General features: G+C 71.1%; 14 protein-coding genes. 9 read left to right on the top strand and 5 right to left on the bottom strand.

What is annotated here, in order from left to right; translation table 11 throughout:
* Positions 1–47 precede the first annotated feature (47 nt).
* From KV106_RS14050 to KV106_RS14070, 5 genes are read right to left on the bottom strand one after another with little or no spacing between them, the layout of a single operon-like run.
* The gene (locus KV106_RS14050) at positions 48–863 is read right to left on the bottom strand and encodes an SDR family NAD(P)-dependent oxidoreductase (protein WP_057591545.1); all 816 of its coding nucleotides are present in this window, start codon (positions 861–863) and stop codon (positions 48–50) included.
* A 52-nt stretch (positions 864–915) separates the two neighbouring features.
* Positions 916–1,722, bottom strand: coding sequence for an enoyl-CoA hydratase/isomerase family protein (locus tag KV106_RS14055; RefSeq protein ID WP_057591544.1), 807 nt, complete (start codon positions 1,720–1,722; stop codon positions 916–918).
* A 32-nt stretch (positions 1,723–1,754) separates the two neighbouring features.
* Entirely contained in the window at positions 1,755–2,918 is a 1,164-nt protein-coding gene (locus KV106_RS14060) for a thiolase family protein (RefSeq protein WP_261210772.1), read from the bottom strand.
* Positions 2,915–3,337: a Zn-ribbon domain-containing OB-fold protein gene (locus KV106_RS14065; protein WP_261210773.1), complete on the bottom strand. Its 423-nt coding sequence runs from the start codon at positions 3,335–3,337 to the stop codon at positions 2,915–2,917. Before KV106_RS14065 ends, KV106_RS14060 begins: the two co-directional genes overlap by 4 nt.
* A gap of 38 nt (positions 3,338–3,375) precedes the next feature.
* Positions 3,376–4,362 (bottom strand): Bug family tripartite tricarboxylate transporter substrate binding protein, encoded by a 987-nt coding sequence (locus tag KV106_RS14070; protein WP_057591541.1) that lies wholly within the window; start codon positions 4,360–4,362, stop codon positions 3,376–3,378.
* 196 nt (positions 4,363–4,558) lie between these two features.
* On the opposite strand from KV106_RS14070, the gene KV106_RS14075 reads away from it, so the two are divergent.
* The 9 genes from KV106_RS14075 to KV106_RS14115 all read left to right on the top strand — a co-directional run bounded on the left by KV106_RS14075 (position 4,559) and on the right by KV106_RS14115 (position 16,770).
* On the top strand, positions 4,559–5,323 hold the full coding sequence (locus KV106_RS14075) for an IclR family transcriptional regulator (protein ID WP_261210774.1): 765 nt from the start codon (positions 4,559–4,561) through the stop codon (positions 5,321–5,323).
* 63 nt (positions 5,324–5,386) lie between these two features.
* On the top strand, positions 5,387–6,538 hold the full coding sequence (locus tag KV106_RS14080) for an acyl-CoA dehydrogenase family protein (RefSeq protein ID WP_057591539.1): 1,152 nt from the start codon (positions 5,387–5,389) through the stop codon (positions 6,536–6,538).
* Positions 6,539–6,551: 13 nt separating this feature from the next.
* Complete coding sequence (locus tag KV106_RS14085; protein WP_261210775.1) at positions 6,552–8,687, top strand: acetate--CoA ligase family protein; 2,136 nt, start codon at positions 6,552–6,554, stop codon at positions 8,685–8,687.
* The gene (locus tag KV106_RS14090) at positions 8,684–9,790 is read left to right on the top strand and encodes a CaiB/BaiF CoA transferase family protein (protein WP_261210776.1); all 1,107 of its coding nucleotides are present in this window, start codon (positions 8,684–8,686) and stop codon (positions 9,788–9,790) included. The genes KV106_RS14085 and KV106_RS14090 overlap by 4 nt, the downstream gene beginning before the upstream one ends.
* 6 nt (positions 9,791–9,796) lie before the next feature.
* Positions 9,797–10,807, top strand: coding sequence for an NAD(P)H-dependent flavin oxidoreductase (locus KV106_RS14095; protein WP_261210777.1), 1,011 nt, complete (start codon positions 9,797–9,799; stop codon positions 10,805–10,807).
* Positions 10,804–11,751, top strand: coding sequence for an NAD(P)H-dependent flavin oxidoreductase (locus KV106_RS14100; RefSeq protein ID WP_261210778.1), 948 nt, complete (start codon positions 10,804–10,806; stop codon positions 11,749–11,751). The genes KV106_RS14095 and KV106_RS14100 overlap by 4 nt, the downstream gene beginning before the upstream one ends.
* Before the next feature lie 388 nt (positions 11,752–12,139).
* On the top strand, positions 12,140–13,489 hold the full coding sequence (locus KV106_RS14105) for a dicarboxylate/amino acid:cation symporter (RefSeq protein ID WP_057591534.1): 1,350 nt from the start codon (positions 12,140–12,142) through the stop codon (positions 13,487–13,489).
* 138 nt (positions 13,490–13,627) lie between these two features.
* On the top strand, positions 13,628–15,403 hold the full coding sequence (locus KV106_RS14110) for a sensor histidine kinase (RefSeq protein ID WP_261210779.1): 1,776 nt from the start codon (positions 13,628–13,630) through the stop codon (positions 15,401–15,403).
* Entirely contained in the window at positions 15,400–16,770 is a 1,371-nt protein-coding gene (locus KV106_RS14115) for a sigma-54-dependent transcriptional regulator (protein WP_057591532.1), read from the top strand. The genes KV106_RS14110 and KV106_RS14115 overlap by 4 nt, the downstream gene beginning before the upstream one ends.
* The last annotated feature ends 17 nt before the right edge of the window (positions 16,771–16,787 follow it).

Here is a 16,787-nt window from a genome sequence, read left to right on the forward strand (position 1 = left end):
GGCTGCGGGAGAACCCTGGGCGCGGCCCGATCTTCAGGAACGCGCGCTCAGAGCATCGCGAAACCGCCCGAGGCGCCCAGCGTCTGGCCGGTGACGAACAGCGCCCGGTCCGAGGCCAGGAAGGCCACCACGCCCGAGACGTCCTCGGGCCGCGAGAGCCGGCCCACGCCCTTGGCGATCGGGTAGACGTTGAGCATCTTGGGCAGGCGCTCGTCGTTCTCGACCGTGGCGTCCACGCGCAGCGGGCCGTCCTTGATGCCGGCGTGCGAGACCGCGCCCAGCGCGATCGAGTTGACCGTGATCGCGTGCCGGCCGTGCTCGCGCGCCAGCGCCTTGCCGAAGCCGGCGATCGCGGCCTTGGCGCCCGAGTACACCGCCATGTTGGCCTCGCCGATGCGCCCGGCCTCCGAGATGATGTTGACGATGCGCCCGCCCTTGCGCGCCACCATGCCCGGCAGCACGGTGCGGCAGCAGTGCATGGTGCCGTAGACGTTGAGGTTGACGATCTTGGCCCAGTCCTCGATGGGCATGTCGAGGAAGGGCGGCGTGCGCCCGCCCTTCTCGCGGCGCTCGGGAATGATGCCGGCGTTGTTGACCAGCACGCTGACCGGCGCGTCGAAGTGCGCCGTGCCTTTGGCGACCATGGCCTCGACCTGGTCGGCGCGCGTGATGTCGGCCGGCGCCGCGAGGGCCTGGCCGCCGGCGGCCGCGATCTCGGCCGCCACCGCTTCGGCGCGCTCGGCGAACAGGTCGTTGACGATGACGCGCGCGCCCTCGGCCGCGAGCTCGATGCAGATCTGGCGGCCGACGCCCTGGCCGCCGCCGGTGACCAGCGCGACCTGGCCTTCCAATCCGAGTTTCATGGGATGCGTTCCTTGTCTTGTAGGGGATGGGGAAGAAATGGAGGGAAGGGACTCAGCGGCCGGTGAACACCGGCTTGCGTTTCTCGACGAAGGCGCGCATGCCTTCCTTGCGGTCCTCGCTGTCGATGATCATGGCGGCCGCGTAGCGCTCGTACTCGAGGCCCGAGTCGAGGTCGGTCTGCATGCCGCGGTTGATGGCGCGCTTGGCGAAGCGCACCGCCAGCGGCGGATGCTCGGCGATGCGCTGGGCCAGCTCGAGCGCGGCGGGCATCAGCTCGGCGGGCGGCAGCACGCGGCTCACGATGCCGTAGCGCAGCGCGGTGTCGGCGTCGACCAGGTCGGCCGTGAGGATCAGCTCCTTGGCGCGCGCCTCGCCGATCAGCCGCGGCAGCCGCTGGGTGCCGCCGGCCGCGGGGATCACGCCGAGCTTGATCTCGGGCAGGCCGAAGCGCGCGGCCTGCGAGGCCAGGCGTATATCGGCGCACAGCGCGATCTCGAGCCCGCCGCCGAGCGCCACGCCGTTGATGGCGGCGATCACCGGCTTCTCGAACTCCTCGATGTCGCGGAACAGGTCGTGCGTGGCCTTCTGCGCCACGAAGTAGTCGGTGCCGAGGGTGGCGTTGCCGGCGCGCTCCTTGATGTCGGCACCGGCGCAGAAGGCGCGCTCGCCGCTGCCGGTGACCAGCACGGCGCGCACGCGCTCGTCGGCGCGCGCGTACTCGAAGAAGGCGCGCGCGAGGTCGGGCTTCATCGAGCCGCCGAGCGTGTTCATGCGATCGGGCCGGTTCAGCGTGACCACGGCGACGTTGCCGCGCACTTCGTACAGCAGGGTTTCGAGGGCAGGGGTGTTCGGGTTCATGGGGAGCTTCTTCCTGTGTCGTCTTCTGTTCTTCAGCCCTGCGCCGTGCCGCCGAGCACGTGCGCGATAGCCACCGACCCGAGGCCGATCATGTGGGCCATGCCCCAGCGCGCGGCCGGGTGCTGGCGGCCCTCGGCCTCGCCGCGGATCTGGCGCACGATCTCGGCGACCTGGCCGATGCCCGTGGGCCCGAGCGGATGGCCCATGCCGATCAGCCCGCCCGAGGCATTGATGGCGCAGCGCCCGCCGATGCGCGAGTCGCCGCGCTCGAGGTAGGCCGCGCCCTCGCCGGGCTGGCACACGCCCACGGCCTCGCTGTAGAGCAGTTCCTCGACCGAGAAGGCGTCGTGCAGCTCGAGCAGGTCGAGCTCGGTGGCGCCGATGCCGGCCTGCTCGAGCGCGGCGCGCGCGCTGTCGCGCACCAGCTCGACCGGGCCCTCGCCGTAACGCGTTTCGTCGCGCTCGCTGTTGGCGGCCGAGGCCTGCACGCGCACGCAGCGCTTCGGGTCGAGCCCGAGCCGCGCCAGCGCCTGGCCCGACACCAGCAGCACCGCGGCGGCGCCCTCGCCGCGCGGGCAGCACTGCTGCACCGTGAGATCGCCCGCCACCTTGGGCGAGGCCAGCACCTGTTCGAGCGTGCGCGGCTTGCGGAACTGCGCATAGGGGTTGAGCGCGGCGTTGCCGTGGTTCTTGACCGCCACCTTCGCCATCGATTCCATGCCGCCGCCGTGCTCGCGCAGGTAGCTGCGCGCCATCAGCGCGAACTTCACGGCCGGGATGGTGGCGGTGTCGCTGAGGCGCTCGAGCCCGTCCTTGTTGGCCGCGCGGCGGCCGTCGCCGTGCTTGTCCACGCCCATCGCGAGCACCACGTCGCTGATGCCGTGCGCCACTTCCATGCAGGCCTGGCGGAAGGCGAAGGAGCCCGAGGCCGAGGCGTTCTCGACCTGCGTCACCGCGAGCCCGGTCGAGCCCAGGTGGCGCAGCATCACGCGGCCCGCGGCCATGCCGATCGAGGTGGTGCCCACGTACGCGGCCTGCACCTGTTTCCAGGCCAGGCCGGCGTCGGCCAGCGCGGCGCGCACGGCCGTGAGGCCCAGGTGGGTGTAGGGCGTGTCGCTCGGGAACTGGTAGGGATGCAGGCCGATGCCGACCACGTAGACGCCGCCGTGGCCGGCCAGCCAGTTGCTGCTGCTCATGCCGCATCCGCCGGCACGAAGTGGCAGCCGTAGTGCTCGCCCGAGGGCAGCGGCACCGCCACCGCGCGCAGCGCCATGCCCGGCGCGAGCAGGCTTTCATCGGCCACGCCGATCACGCCTTCCTCCACCACCTGCTCGGCGATGCGGATGTCGCCCGCGATGCTGGGCGCGCTCAGGCCCGGCACCATCGGCACGTGCAGGGTCACGTACTCGAGCAGGGTGCCGCCGCCGGGCCGTGCCACCTGCGCCGAGGCATCGATGGCGTGGCCGCAGTGCATGCAGCCCGGCGCGTTGGCCGGAAAGCTCAGTTGCCGGCATTGCGGGCACTGGGCGAACAGGAAGTCGAGCGAGCGGCCGTCGGCCGCGAGCCGGTAGAGCGTGGGCCGCAGGGGCTGGAGCGTGGTCAGGTCTGGGGTCATGGAGGAAGGAATCGCGGAGGAAAGGAAGAGGCGTGGGGTCAGTCGATGCGGGCGCCCGATTGCTGCACCACCTCGCGCCAGCGCACCATCTCGGTCTTGACGAACTCGCCGAGCTTCGCGTCGCGCAGGTCCTTGAGCGGCACGCTGCCGAATTTCTCGGTGACCTGCAGCATCTCGGGGTCGACGATGGCCAGCGCGATCGCATCGCCTAGCTTCTTCACGACCTCGGGCGGCGTCTTCGCGGGCACGAAGACCGCGCTCCAGGCCGAGGACTCGGCGCGCGGGAAGCCGAGTTCGCCCACGGTGGGCACCTCGGGCATCACCGACAGCCGCGCGCGGCCGGTCATCGCGAGCGGCTTGAGCTTGCCGGCCTGCACGAAGGGCATGACCACCACCGGGTAGTCGAACATCAGGTCGAGGTTGCCGGCCATCAGGTCGGTCAGCGCCGGGCTGCTGCCCTTGTAGGGCACGTGGGTCATCTTGATGCCGGTGGCGACCTGGAACAGCTCGGCCGTCAGGTGCGTGCCGGTGCCCGGGCCGGCCGAGCCGAAGTTGAGCTTGCCGGGATTGGCCTTGGCGTAGGCGATCAGCTCGGGCACGGTCTTGAACGGCCGGTTCGGGTTGATCACCAGGATCAGCGGCGTCTCGGACATGGCGTGCACCGGCACGAAGTCCTTCACAGGGTCGTAGCGGATGTTCTTGTAGAGCGCGAGGTTGGCCGCCTGCGTGCCCTGGGTGCCGTAGATCATGGTGTAGCCGTCGGGCGCCTGGCGCGAGGCCGCCTCCACGCCGATCGAGCCGCCCGCGCCGGGCCGGTTGTCGACCACCACCGGCTGCCCCAGCTTGTCGCCCACGATCTTCGCGAGCACGCGCGAGGTGTTGTCGGTGATGCCGCCCGGCGTGAACGGCACCACGAAGGTGATGGGCTTGGCGGGCCAGGCCTCGCCGGCCGCCCGGGCGGGGCCGCCGAGCAGGGCGGACACCGCCGCCAGCCCCACGAATGCTGTCTTCCAGAACTTCTGCATGCCTTGTCTCCGGGTTTGTTTTGGGTCTCGTTTGTCTACGAGTAATCGCAATATACTTCGACCATTCGTAGAAAAACAAGAGGAAATCCGCCGATGCCGAAAAACCCGTATCGGAAGAAACTGCCCGTCACCAATGGAAGTTCTAGACCGTCCCTTCGTTAATATTCGTGGATCTCTACGAAATATCGGAGGAAATATGCCCACACTCGTCCCCGCCGCCGCCCGCACCATGGCGCTGCTCGAGCTGTTCGCGCGCGAAAAGCGCGAGCTCTCCAATTCCGACCTGGCGCGGCTCATGGACCTGCCCGAGAGCAGCTGCTCGGACCTGCTGCACACGCTGCACGAGCTCGGCTACCTGCTGCGCACCGCGCGCAGCCGGCGCTTCTATCCCACCGCCCGGCTGCTGGCCGTGGCCCGGGAGATCTCGGCCAGCGACCCGCTCTATGCCGTGGCCTCGGAAGCCGCCGAGCTGCTGCGCGACAAGACCGGCGAGACCGGGCTGGTCGGCCGCGTCGAGGGCGGCGTGGTCAAGGTGCTGGCCTTCTTCGAGGGCCGCCATCCGCTGCGCTACATGCAGAACCCCGGCGACAAGCTGAGCCTGCACGTCTCGGCGCTCGGCAAGGCGGCGCTGGCGCTGGGCACGCCCGAGGAGGCGGCGCGCCAGCTGCGCCTGAAGCCGCTGCGCCCGCTCGCCGAGGGAACCATCACCGACCTCGCCGCCCTCGAGGCGCAGGTGGCGCGGGCGCGCGAGCAGGGCTGGATCTGGGTCGAGAACGAAGGCGGCGACGGGCTCTCGGCCCTGGCCGTCGCCGGCTACGTGGGCGGGGAGCCGATCGCGCTCTCGGTCGCCGGCCCCACCGACCGCCTGCGCCAGCAGCGCGAACCTTTCCTGGCCGCCCTGCAGGAAGTGCAGGCGCTGGTCTTCCGTCCCCGCAACGCCCGGGAGCCCGGCGCCTCGTAGACCGAGGGCCGGGCGCCCGGCGTGCGTCCTCTTTCCATCCAACGCCACACAGGAGACATCTCGATGAATTTCACCCCCGACGCCGACCAGGAACTGCTGCGCGACAGCATCCGGCGCTTCATGAAGAGCGAGGTGGCGCCCCTGGTGGCGAAGCACGACGTGGAGAAGACCTTCCCGTTCGAGATCCTGAAGCAGCTCGCGCAGTTCGGCTACATCGGCGGCCGTCTGCCCGAATCGGAGGGCGGCATGGGCCTGGACCAGATGACCTGGGCCATGCTGATGGAAGAGGCGGGCCACACCTGGCTGTCGCTGCGCACCATGCTCAACATCACCAACGGGCCGATCCACAAGATCGCGAGCGAGGGCACGGCGGCGCAGAAGAAGAGGTTCCTCGAGCCGCTGCTGGCGAGCGAGCGCCGCGTCTTCACCGCCATCAGCGAGCCCGGCACCGGCTCGAACATCGCGCAGATCCAGACCCGTGCCGACCTGCAGGGCGACCACTACGTGCTCAACGGCCGCAAGCTCTGGATCACCAACGGCGCCTTCGCCGACTTCGGCATCGTGGTGGCGCGCACCTTCAGCCCCGACTGCCAGGGGCAGCTGTCGACCTTTCTCGTGGAGCGCGAGGTCTCGCCCTTCGAGGCGCGCCGCGTCGACACCATGGTGCTGCGCAGCACCGGCACCGCCGAGCTGAGCTTCGACAACGTGAAGGTGCCGCGCGAGAACCTGCTGGGCGAGGAGGGCAGCGCGCTCAAGCGCATGCTGGTGGGGCTGGACGGCGCGCGCGTGAACATCGCGATGGGCGCGGTCGGCGCCGCGCGCGCGGCGCTCGAGCTGTCGATCGACTACGCGCGCACGCGCACCCAGTTCGGCAAGCCGATCGGCAGCTTCCAGCTGGTGCAGAAGCTCATCGTCGACATGACGGTGCGCGTGGAGGCGGCGCGCGCGCTCGCGCTGCGCGCGGCCGCGGCACTCGACGCCAACGCAGACGACGCGCGCATGGCCTGCTCGATCGCCAAGCTCTATGCCACCGAGGCCGCGCACGAGGTCGCGAGCATGGCGCTGCAGGTGCATGGCGGGCTCGGCTATTCCACCGACTACCCGATCGAGCGCATCTTCCGCGACACCCGCGGCGGCACCATTCCCGAGGGCACGACCGAGGTCCAGACGCTGATCGTCGGGCGCGAGATCCTCGGCATGTCGGCGATCGCCTGAGGGGAGCACCGCAATGCAAGGCACCCAGGACACGCGCCCGGTCGACATCGCGCGGCTGATCCGCCCGCGCTCCATCGCGCTGGTCGGCGCTTCCGAGCGCGAAGGCAGCATCGGCGAGCGCACGCTGACCAACCTGATCGAACACTCCGAATTCGACGGCGAGGTCTACCTCGTCAATCCCACCAAGGCCGAGCTTCGCGGCCGCCAATGCTGGCCCAGCGTGGCCGCGCTGCCTGCCACGCCCGACGTGGCCGTGGTCGCGGTGCCCGCGAGCGGCGTGCTGGCCGTGATCGAGGAATGCACGGCGCGCGGCGTGGGCTTCGCCGTGATCCTCAGTTCGGGCTTCGGCGAGGCCGGCGAGGAAGGCGAGCGCGAGCAGCAGCGCATGAAGGAGATCGCCGCGCGCGGCGGCCTGCGGCTGTACGGCCCCAACTGCCCGGGGCTGACCAACGTCAACCATCGGCTGGGCCTGACCTTCTCGCCCTCGTTCCCGCACGACCTCACGAAGGGCCCGATCGGCCTGGCCACGCAGGGCGGCGGCCTGGGCCGCAACGTGATGCAGGCGATGGAGCGCGGCATCGGCATCGGCCTGTGGGCTTCGACCGGCAACGAGGTCGACCTGCAGGTGGCCGACTTCATCAATTACATGGCCGACGCGCCCGACATCAAGGTGGTGGTCACGCTGCTCGAAGGCATCAAGGACGGCGCGAAGTTCGCGGCCGCGGTGCAGCGCTGCGCGGCCAACGGCAAGCCCGTGATCGGGCTCAAGGTGGGCCGCTCCGAATACGGGCGCAAGGCCGCGCAGTCGCACACCGCCTCGCTCACGGGCTCGGCCGAGGTCAACAGCGCGGTGTTCCGCCAGTTCGGCGTGATCGAGGTCGACGACATCGACGAGCTGGTCGATACCGCCTGGCTGTTCGCGCGCGCCATGCCGGGGGCGCAGGAGGCGCTGGGCATCTACTGCTCCTCGGGCGGCACGGCCGCGCTGACCGCCGACGCGGTGGGCGCCGCCGGCCTCACGCTGGCCAGCTTCGCGCCCGAGACCACGGCGGTGCTGCGCGCCAAGCTGCCCGACTACGCGGCCATCGGCAACCCGGTCGACACCACGGCGATGGTGCTCAGCGACAAGACCGTGGTCGAGACCACGCTGGGCTGCGTGGCGAACGATCCGCACACGGGCCTGACCATCGTGCCGATCGCGCTCGACTACGGCGAGACCACCACGCGCATGGCCGACAACATCATCAATGCGCAGAAGGACAGCGCCTCGCCGATCGTGCCGATCTGGATGAGCGACCGGCTCGGCGAGGGCTACCGCAAGCTGGTGGCGGCCGGCTTCGCGCCGCCGCGCTCGGTCAACAAGGCGATCGCGGCGATCGCGCGCTGGGTCGAGTACGGGCGCTGGAAGCGCGCGAATCCGTCGAACCCCGAGGCGCGACCGGTGCTGCCGACGCGCGCGCCCGAGGGCGAGTTCGCCACGCGCAGCCTGTCGGAGTCGCAGGCCAAGGCGCAGTTGAAGCAAGCCGGCATCGCGTTGCTGCCGCAAGGGCTCGCAAGCTCGGCCGAGCAGGCGTGCGCGCTGGCGGAAGGCATGGGCTACCCGGTGGTCGCGAAGATCGCGAGCGCGCAGATCGTCCACAAGTCCGACATCGGCGGCGTGAAGGTGGGACTGCAGGACGCGGCCCAGGTCGCCGAAGCCTGGCGCGAGATCATGGCCGCGGCCGCGAAGCACCATCCCGAGGCCACGGTCGATGGCCTGCTGGTCGAGAAGATGGCGCCGCGCGGCGGCACCGAGCTCATGGTGGGCGTCACGCGCGACCCGGTGTTCGGCCATGTCATGACCTTCGGCCTCGGCGGCATCTACGTCGAGGTGCTGCGCGACGTGACGCGGCGCATGCTGCCCATAGGCCCGCGCGACGCGGCGGCGATGGTGCGCGAGATCCGCAGCTTCGCGCTGCTCGACGGCGCGCGCGGCCGGCCCAAGGCCGACCTCGCGGCGCTCGAGGCGCTGCTGCTGCGCGTGTCGGAGTTCGTGGTGGCGGATGCCGACCGCATCGAGGAGATGGACCTCAACCCGGTCTGGGTGGGCGCGATGGGCGAGGGCGCGCTGCCGCTCGACGCCGTGATCATCGAGCGCGTGCCGGCATGACGCGGGACGTCGCAACGCCGCCACTGGCCGGCATCGTGGTGGTCGACTTCAGCGAACTGCTGCCCGGCCCCTTCTTCACGCAGAACCTCGCCGAGCTCGGCGCGCGCGTGATCAAGATCGAACGCCCGCCGCATGGCGACAACGTGCGGCGCATGGGGCCGGGCGTGTTCGAGGCCGTGAACCGCGGCAAGCAGAGCCTGCTGGTCGACCTCAAGGACGAGGCCCAGCGTGCCGAGGTGCGCGCGCTGATCGCCACGGTCGACGTGGTGGTGGAGTCGTACCGGCCCGGCGTGATGGCGCGGCTGGGGCTCGATGCAGACAGCCTGCGCGCGGAATTCCCGCGGCTGGTCTACGTGTCGCTCAGCGGCTATGGCCAGCAGGGGCCGTGGGCCGACCTGCCGGGGCACGACATCAACTACCTGGGCGCGGCCGGCGTGCTCGCGGTCTCGGGCGTGCCCGGCGGCGGTCCGGCGCAGAGCTTCGGCCTGCCGGTGGCCGACCTCTGCGGCGCGATGTATGCGCTGTCGTCCACGCTGGCCGCGCTGCTGCAGCGCCAGCACACGGGCCAGGGCCAGCACCTCGACGTGGCGCTGGCCGACTGCGCGCTGCACTGGATGAATCCGCGCCTCGGCGCCTGGCGCTCGTCGGGCGATGCGGACCTGGAGGCGCAGCGCGAGGCCACGCTGGTGAAGGCGGCCTACGGCGCCTTCCTCTGCCGCGACGGCAGGCACCTGTCGGTGGCCGCGCTCGAGGACCACTTCTGGGCCCGGCTGTGCGAAGCGCTCGATCTCTCGCCCTATGGCGACGCGGCCTTCCGCTCGCATGGCGCGCGCAAGAAGGTGGCGCCGGCGATCAATGCGCGGCTGGCCCAGGCGCTGGCCGCGCTCGATGCCGACGATGCTTTCGCGCTGCTGCAGCGGCATGACGTGCCGGTGGCGCCGGTGGTGGAGCCGGCCGCGCTCGCGGCGCTGCCGCAGTTCGCGCAGCGCGGCAAGTTCGAAGGCGATGCGGCGCTCGCGCTCGCGCGCTATCCGGTGCCGATGGCGGGCGTGGCGCCTGGCGGGCTCGGCGGCGCGCCGCGGCTCGACAGCGCGCGCGGCTGAGCGGCCATGACGGCACCGCTCTTTTGCACCCGCATCACCGAGCTGTTCGGGATCGACCATCCGATCCTCGGCGGCGGGCTGATGTGGCTCTCCGACGCGCGCTACGTGGCCGCGCTGGTCAATGCCGGCTGCATGGGCTTCGTCACGCCGCGCTCCTTCGCCGACGACACGGCCTTCGCGGCCGCGCTCGTGCAGTGCCGCGAACTCACGCGCGGGCGTCCCTTCGGCGTGAACCTCACGCTCTCGAAGCGGCCCGAGGCCAACACGGCGGTGCGGCGCTGGATGGAGATCGCGCTCGCGCATGGCGTGCGCCACTTCGAGACCGCGGGCTATGCGCCCGGCGAGCTGATCGGCACCTTGCACGCGGCCGGCGCGGTGGTGATCCACAAGGCGCCGGGCCTGCGCCATGCGCTCGCGGCCGAGCGCGCGGGCGCCGACGCGGTGGCGCTGGTCGGCATGGAGGAGGGCGGCCATCCGGGCGCCAACGAGCTGCCGACCATGCTGCTGGGCGCGCTGGCGGCCGAGCAACTGCGCGTGCCCGTGGTGCTGGCCGGCGGCATCGGCCATGGGCGCCAGCTCGCGGCCGTGCTCGCGCAGGGGCTCGACGGCGTGCTGATCGGCAGCCGCTTCCTGGTGGCCGAGGAGATCGCCACCCATCCGGCCTACAAGCGCCACCTGCTCGACTGCGACGAGCAGTCCACCGTGCGGCTGCTGCACACGCTGGGCAACACCTGGCGCGTGCTGCGCAATGAGACCGCGCTTGAGGTCGAGGCGATCGAACGCGCCGGCGCGGCCGACCACGCCGCCTTCGGCGCGCTGATCGACGGCCGCCAGACGCGCGACCACTGCTATGCGCAGGGCGACTGGCAGCGCGGCATGGTGTCGCTCGGGCCGGCTATCGCCTTCGCGCGGCGCATCGAGCCGCTGGCGGCCATCGTGGCCGAGCTGCTGGCGCAGGCGCGGGCCTCGCTCGCGCGCCTGCCTTCCCTCGTGTCCCCCGCATCGGAGCCCTCATGACGCAGCGCCTGCCTTTCCTCGACCGCCTGGCGGTGCCCGCGATCGCCGCGCCGATGCTGCGGGTGTCGGGCATCGAACTGGTGTCGGCCGCCTGCCGCGCCGGCGTGGTCGGTGCCTTTCCGACCGCCAATGCGGAATCGCTCGAGGCCTTCGCGGGCTGGATGGCGCGGCTCAACGACGAGGCGGCCGCGGCGCGCGATGCCGGCACCGCGCATGCGCCCTGGTGCCCCAACCTGATCATGCGGCGCGACCCGGCACGCGTGCGCGCCGAGGTCGAGCTGATCGTGCGCCATCGCGCCGAACTCGTGATCACCAGCGTGGGCTCGCCCGCGGCGGTGATCCCCGCGCTGCACGACGGCGGCTGCCTGGTGCTGGCCGACGTGGCCTCGGTGCACCATGCCGAGCGCGCCATCGAGGCCGGCGCCGACGGCCTGGTGCTGCTGACCGCGGGCGCGGGCGGCCACACCGGCTGGGCCAATCCCTTCGCCTTCGTGCGCGCGGTGCGCGCCTTCTTCGACGGCCCGCTGGTGCTGGCCGGCGGCCTGCCCGACGGCGTGGCGCTGCGCGCGGCCACCGTGCTGGGCTGCGACCTGGGCTCGATGGGCACGCGCTTCATCGCCACCGAAGAGAGCCTAGCCTCGGTGCCCTACAAGAAGATGCTGGCCGCGAGCTCGCTCGACGACGTGATGACCACGCGCGCCTTCACCGGCCTGCCGGCCAACTTCCTGCGTCCCTCGGTGGTGAACGCCGGGCTCGATCCGGCGGCGCTCGACGAGACGGTGTCGGTGCAGGAGGCGCGCCAGCGCTTCGGCGGCGGCTCCGAAGGCGCCGTGATCCAGCGCTGGGCCGACCTGTGGAGCGCCGGGCATTCGGTCGGCGGCGTGGCCGGGCTGGCCACGGTCGAGCAGGTGGTGCGCGGGCTGCGCGCGGAATTCAGCGCCTAGGGTTTTCCCTGAAGGGTGCGTCCGAAACGCCGGACGGCCCGCGCGGGCCGCGTCCGGAAGCGCGGCGCGGGGTCTCGTTGGCCCCTGATTTTCTTCAATGAAATCAATGACTTGAGTCGGGTTCACGTGCCGTTTCGACTGGCATGTGCGTTGCTCTGTGTTCTGCACTGCCGGCGCCGCCTTTTCGGACGGCGCAGCCGGCGACAACGAGCCCAGGAGACAACCATGACCCTCAGCCGACCGGCCTTGCGGCCCCCTTCGCCAGCACGCCCCGCTCCGAGCGGCGGCGCGCCGGCGCGCTGACCCCGTCCGACCGCGCCCGTCGGGCGCACCCCTTTCCATCCCAGTGTTCAGCCCCGGCCGGCCCCCGGCCTCAAGGAGATTTCCCGTGGACCACGTATCCGCATCCGCCCCCAAGCCCTTCTACAGATCGCTGTACTTCCAGGTCATCACCGCCATCGTCATCGGCGTGCTGCTCGGCCACTTCTATCCCGACACCGGCGCCGCGATGAAGCCGCTGGGCGACGGCTTCATCAAGCTGATCAAGATGATCATCGCGCCGATCATCTTCTGCACGGTGGTGGTCGGCATCGCCGGCATGGAGGACATGAAGAAGGTCGGCAAGACCGGCGGCCTCGCGCTCTTGTACTTCGAGATCGTCAGCACCATCGCGCTGATCGTCGGCCTGGTCATCATCAACATCGTGCAGCCCGGCCACGGCATGAACGTGGACCCGAGCCAGCTCGACGCCAAGTCGATCGCGGCCTACACCGGCCCGGGCAAAATGGCCTCGACCACCGAGTTCCTGCTCAACGTGATCCCGACCACCGTGGTCGATGCCTTCGCCAAGGGCGAGATCCTGCAGGTGCTGCTTTTCGCCGTGATGTTCGGCTTCGCGCTGCACCGCTTCGGCGGCCGCGGCACGCTGGTGTTCGACTTCATCGAGAAGTTCTCGCACGTGCTGTTCACCATCGTCGGCTACATCATGAAGGTGGCCCCGATCGGTGCCTTCGGCGCGATGGCCTTCACCATCGGCAAGTACGGCGTGGGCTCGCTGGTGCAGCTCGGCGCGCTGATGGCGACCTTCTACGCCACCTGCCTGTTCTTCATCTTCGTGGTGCTCGGCGCGATCGCGCGCGCGCACGGCTTCAGCATCTGGAAGTTCATCAAGTACATCAAGGAAGAGCTGCTGATCGTGCTGGGCACCTCCTCGAGCGAGGCCGCGCTGCCGCGCATGATGGCCAAGATGGAGAACCTCGGCGCCAAGAAGTCGGTGGTCGGCCTGGTGATTCCCACCGGCTACTCGTTCAACCTCGACGGCACCTCGATCTACCTGACCATGGCCGCGGTGTTCATCGCCCAGGCCACCAACACGCCGATGTCGATCACCCAGCAGATCACGCTGCTGCTGGTGCTGCTGCTGACCTCGAAGGGCGCGGCCGGCGTGACCGGCAGCGGCTTCATCGTGCTGGCGGCCACGCTCTCGGCCGTGGGCCACGTGCCGGTGGCGGGCCTGGCGCTGATCCTGGGCATCGACCGCTTCATGTCGGAAGCGCGCGCGCTGACCAACCTGATCGGCAACGGCGTGGCCACCATGGTGGTCGCGAAGTGGACCGGCGACCTCGACACCGAGCGCCTGACCAGCCAGCTGAACCAGGGCAGCGGCGCCGAGGCCGACGAGCCCGAGCTGGTGCTCGACGCCAAGGAAGCGCACATGCCCGCGGGCAGCGGGCGCTGATCGGGGCCGGCGTTCGCGCCGGTCTTTCCTCGGACGCCCGCCTCGCGCGGGCGTCCTGCCTTGCGGCTTCGCAATCTGCATTAACCTGCGCCCCAGAATCGAACCGGAGCGGCGCGCCCTTCCATGGAGACTTCCACCGTGACCTTCCGTCCCCGCACCCGGCGCGCGGTGGTGCGCTGGTGCGCCGCGCTCGTGCTGGTGGCGCTGTCCGCCCTGGTCGGCCACCACCTCTCCATGCAGGCCGGCCTGGCGCGATTGCGCGAGGCCGCCGAGCACCGGCTCGACATGGTCGCCACCGGGCTCGACGCCGAGCTCACGCGCTTCGACTACCTGCCCGCGCTGCTCGAGATGACGCCGGTGGTGCCCGCGCTGCTGAACGCGCCGGCCGACGCCTCGCTGCGCGACGCCGCCAACCGCTACCTCGCGGGCGTGAACGCCACCGCGCGCGCCGAGATGCTCTACGTGCTCGATGCCGGCGGCACCTCGCTCGCGGCCTCCGACTGGGACCGGCCCGGCACCACGCTGGGCCAGCACTACGAGTTCCGGCCCTACATGATCGATGCGCTGGCCCAGGGGCGCGGGCGCTTCTACGGCGTGGGCATCACGAGCCGCCGGCCCGGCTACTACCTCTCGTACGCGCTGCGCCGCGAGCGCTCCGTGCCCGGCGTGGTCACGGTGAAGATCAACCTCGAGGACAACGAGGCCGCGTGGCGCAAGCTGCCGGGCGACGTGGTGGTGGTCGACCAGCGCGGCGTGGTGATCCTCGCCACGCGCGACGACCTCAAGTTCCGGCCGCTGCTGCCGCTCGACGCGCTGCAGCGCGCCGAGGTGCTGCGCTCGCGGCCCTATGGCGAGGCCGCGCTCGCGCCGCTGCGCTGGCAGCGGCTGGAGGCGCTGGCGCCGGGCGTGCAGCTGATCCGCGTGGAGGGCGCCGACCGGCTCGTCGCCAGCCGTACCCTGCGCAACGCGCCGTGGCAGTTGCTCACGCTCGACGACATGGCGCCGCTGCGCGTGGCCGCGCGCAATGCCGCGATGACCGCCGCGCTCGGCATGGTCGCGCTGCTGCTGCTGGGCGTGACGCTGTGGCAGCGCCGCCGCGCCGAGCGCCAGAAGCTCGCCAACCAGGCCGCGCTGCAGGCCGCGCACGACGGCCTCGAGTCGATGGTGGCGGCGCGCACCGCGCAGCTGCGCGCCGCGCAGGACGAGCTGGTGCAGGCCGGCAAGATGGCCGCGCTGGGCCAGATGTCGGCCGGCCTCGCGCACGAACTCAACCAGCCGCTGACCGCGATGCGCACGCTGTCGGAGAGCGCGGCCATCCTGCTCGACCACGAGCGCCACGACGAGGTGCGCGGCAACCTCAAGCGCATCCGCGACATGGTCGACCGGCTCGCGCGGCTGACCGCGCAGCTCAAGACCTTCTCGCACAAGAACCAGCTCGGGCCCTCGCCCGTGGCGCTGGCCGCCGCGATCGACGATGCGCGCGTGATCGTCGCCGGCGCCGAGCAGAAGCACGGCGTGCAGGTCGAGGTCGACATCGAGCCGCCGCAGCTCGCCGTGATGGCCGACGAGGCCGCGCTCGGCAGCGTGCTGGTGAACCTGATGCGCAACGCGATCGAGGCCATGGAGCACATGCCGCAGCGCGTGCTGCGCCTGCAGGGGCGGCTCAGCGAGGACGGCCGCGCGGTGCTGACCGTGAGCGACACCGGGCCCGGCATCCGCGACGACGTGGTGCCGAAGCTGTTCGAGCCCTTCGTCACCACCAAGCCCGCGGGTTCGGGGCTGGGGCTCGGCCTCGTGCTGTGCGCGCAGCTCGTGCGCGCCATGAACGGCGGCCTGCGGGCGGACAACCGGGAGGGCGGCGGGGCATACTTCGTCGTCGACCTGCCGGCCGCCAGCCCCCACGCCCACCCATGACACCACCGCCCGCCAACGAAGCCTCCGCCATCCGCGTGCTGCTCGTCGAAGACGACGACGACGTGCGCCTGAGCACCGCGCAGATGCTGAGCCTGGCGGGCTTCGAGGTCGAGGCCTTCGCGAGCGTGGAGCGGGTGCGGCCGCACATCGCCTTCGGCGTGCCCGCGGTGGTGGTGTGCGACGTGCGGCTGCCGCGCATGAGCGGCACCGAGTGGCTGGTGGAGGTGCGCGGCATCGATCCCGAGCTGCCGGTGATCCTGGTCACGGGCCATGGCCACATCGCGATGGCGGTGGCGGCGATGCGCGACGGCGCCTACGACTTCATCGAGAAGCCCTTCACCACCGAGCGGCTGGTGGCCATCGTGCGGCATGCGATCGAGCGGCGGCAGCTGGCGCTGCAGGTGCGCAGCCTGCGCGAGGCGCTCGACAACTGGAACGGCATCCAGTCGGTGCTGATCGGCCGCTCGGCCCAGATGCAGCGGGTGCGGCGCAATGTGATGACCCTGGCCGGCACCTCGGCCGACGTGCTGATCTACGGCGAGACCGGCACCGGCAAGGAGATGGTGGCGCGCTGCCTGCACGACCACAGCGAGCGGCGGCGCGAGCACTTCGTGCCGCTGAACTGCGGCGGCCTGCCCGAGGCGCTGGCCGAGAGCGAACTGTTCGGCCACGAGGCCGGCGCCTTCACCAGCGCCAACCGTACGCGCGTGGGCAAGTTCGAATACGCGAGCGGCGGCACCCTGTTCCTCGACGAGATCGAGAGCATGCCGATGGCGGTGCAGATCAAGCTGCTGCGCGCGCTGCAGGAGCGCAGCATCGAGCGCATCGGCTCGAACAAGCCGATCCCCTTCGATTGCCGCGTGGTGGCCGCGAGCAAGGAGGACCTGAAGGCGCTGAGCGACCGGCAGAAATTCCGCGCCGACCTCTACTACCGCATCGGCGTGGCGTTCATCGAGCTGCCGCCGCTGCGTGAGCGGCGCGAGGACATCCCGCTCCTGTTCGAGCATTTCACGCTGCAGGCCGCGAAGAAATACGACCGGCCCGCGCCGGTGCCCAGCCATGCCCAGCTCGCCGACCTGATGGCCTATGCCTGGCCCGGCAACGTGCGCGAGCTGCGCAACGTGGCCGACCGCTTCGTGCTGGGCCTGCTCGGCGAGCGGCTCACGCTGCTGCGCGCGAGCGACGAGGAGGTGCTGCCGCAGGCCCTGCCGCAGCAGGTGGAGGCCTTCGAGCGCGCCGTCATCGTCGAGGCGCTGCGCCAGCACCAGGGCGACCAGCCGGCCACCGCGGGCGCCCTGGGCATCGCGCGCCAGACCCTGTTCGACAAGCTGCGCAAGCTCGGCATCGCGGCCGAGGAATTCAAGTAGTCCGCGTGTGGCATTCG

Origin of the sequence: Variovorax endophyticus, from assembly GCF_025376855.1 — a bacterium.
In the GTDB taxonomy this organism is placed as follows: Bacteria; Pseudomonadota; Gammaproteobacteria; order Burkholderiales; family Burkholderiaceae_C; genus Variovorax.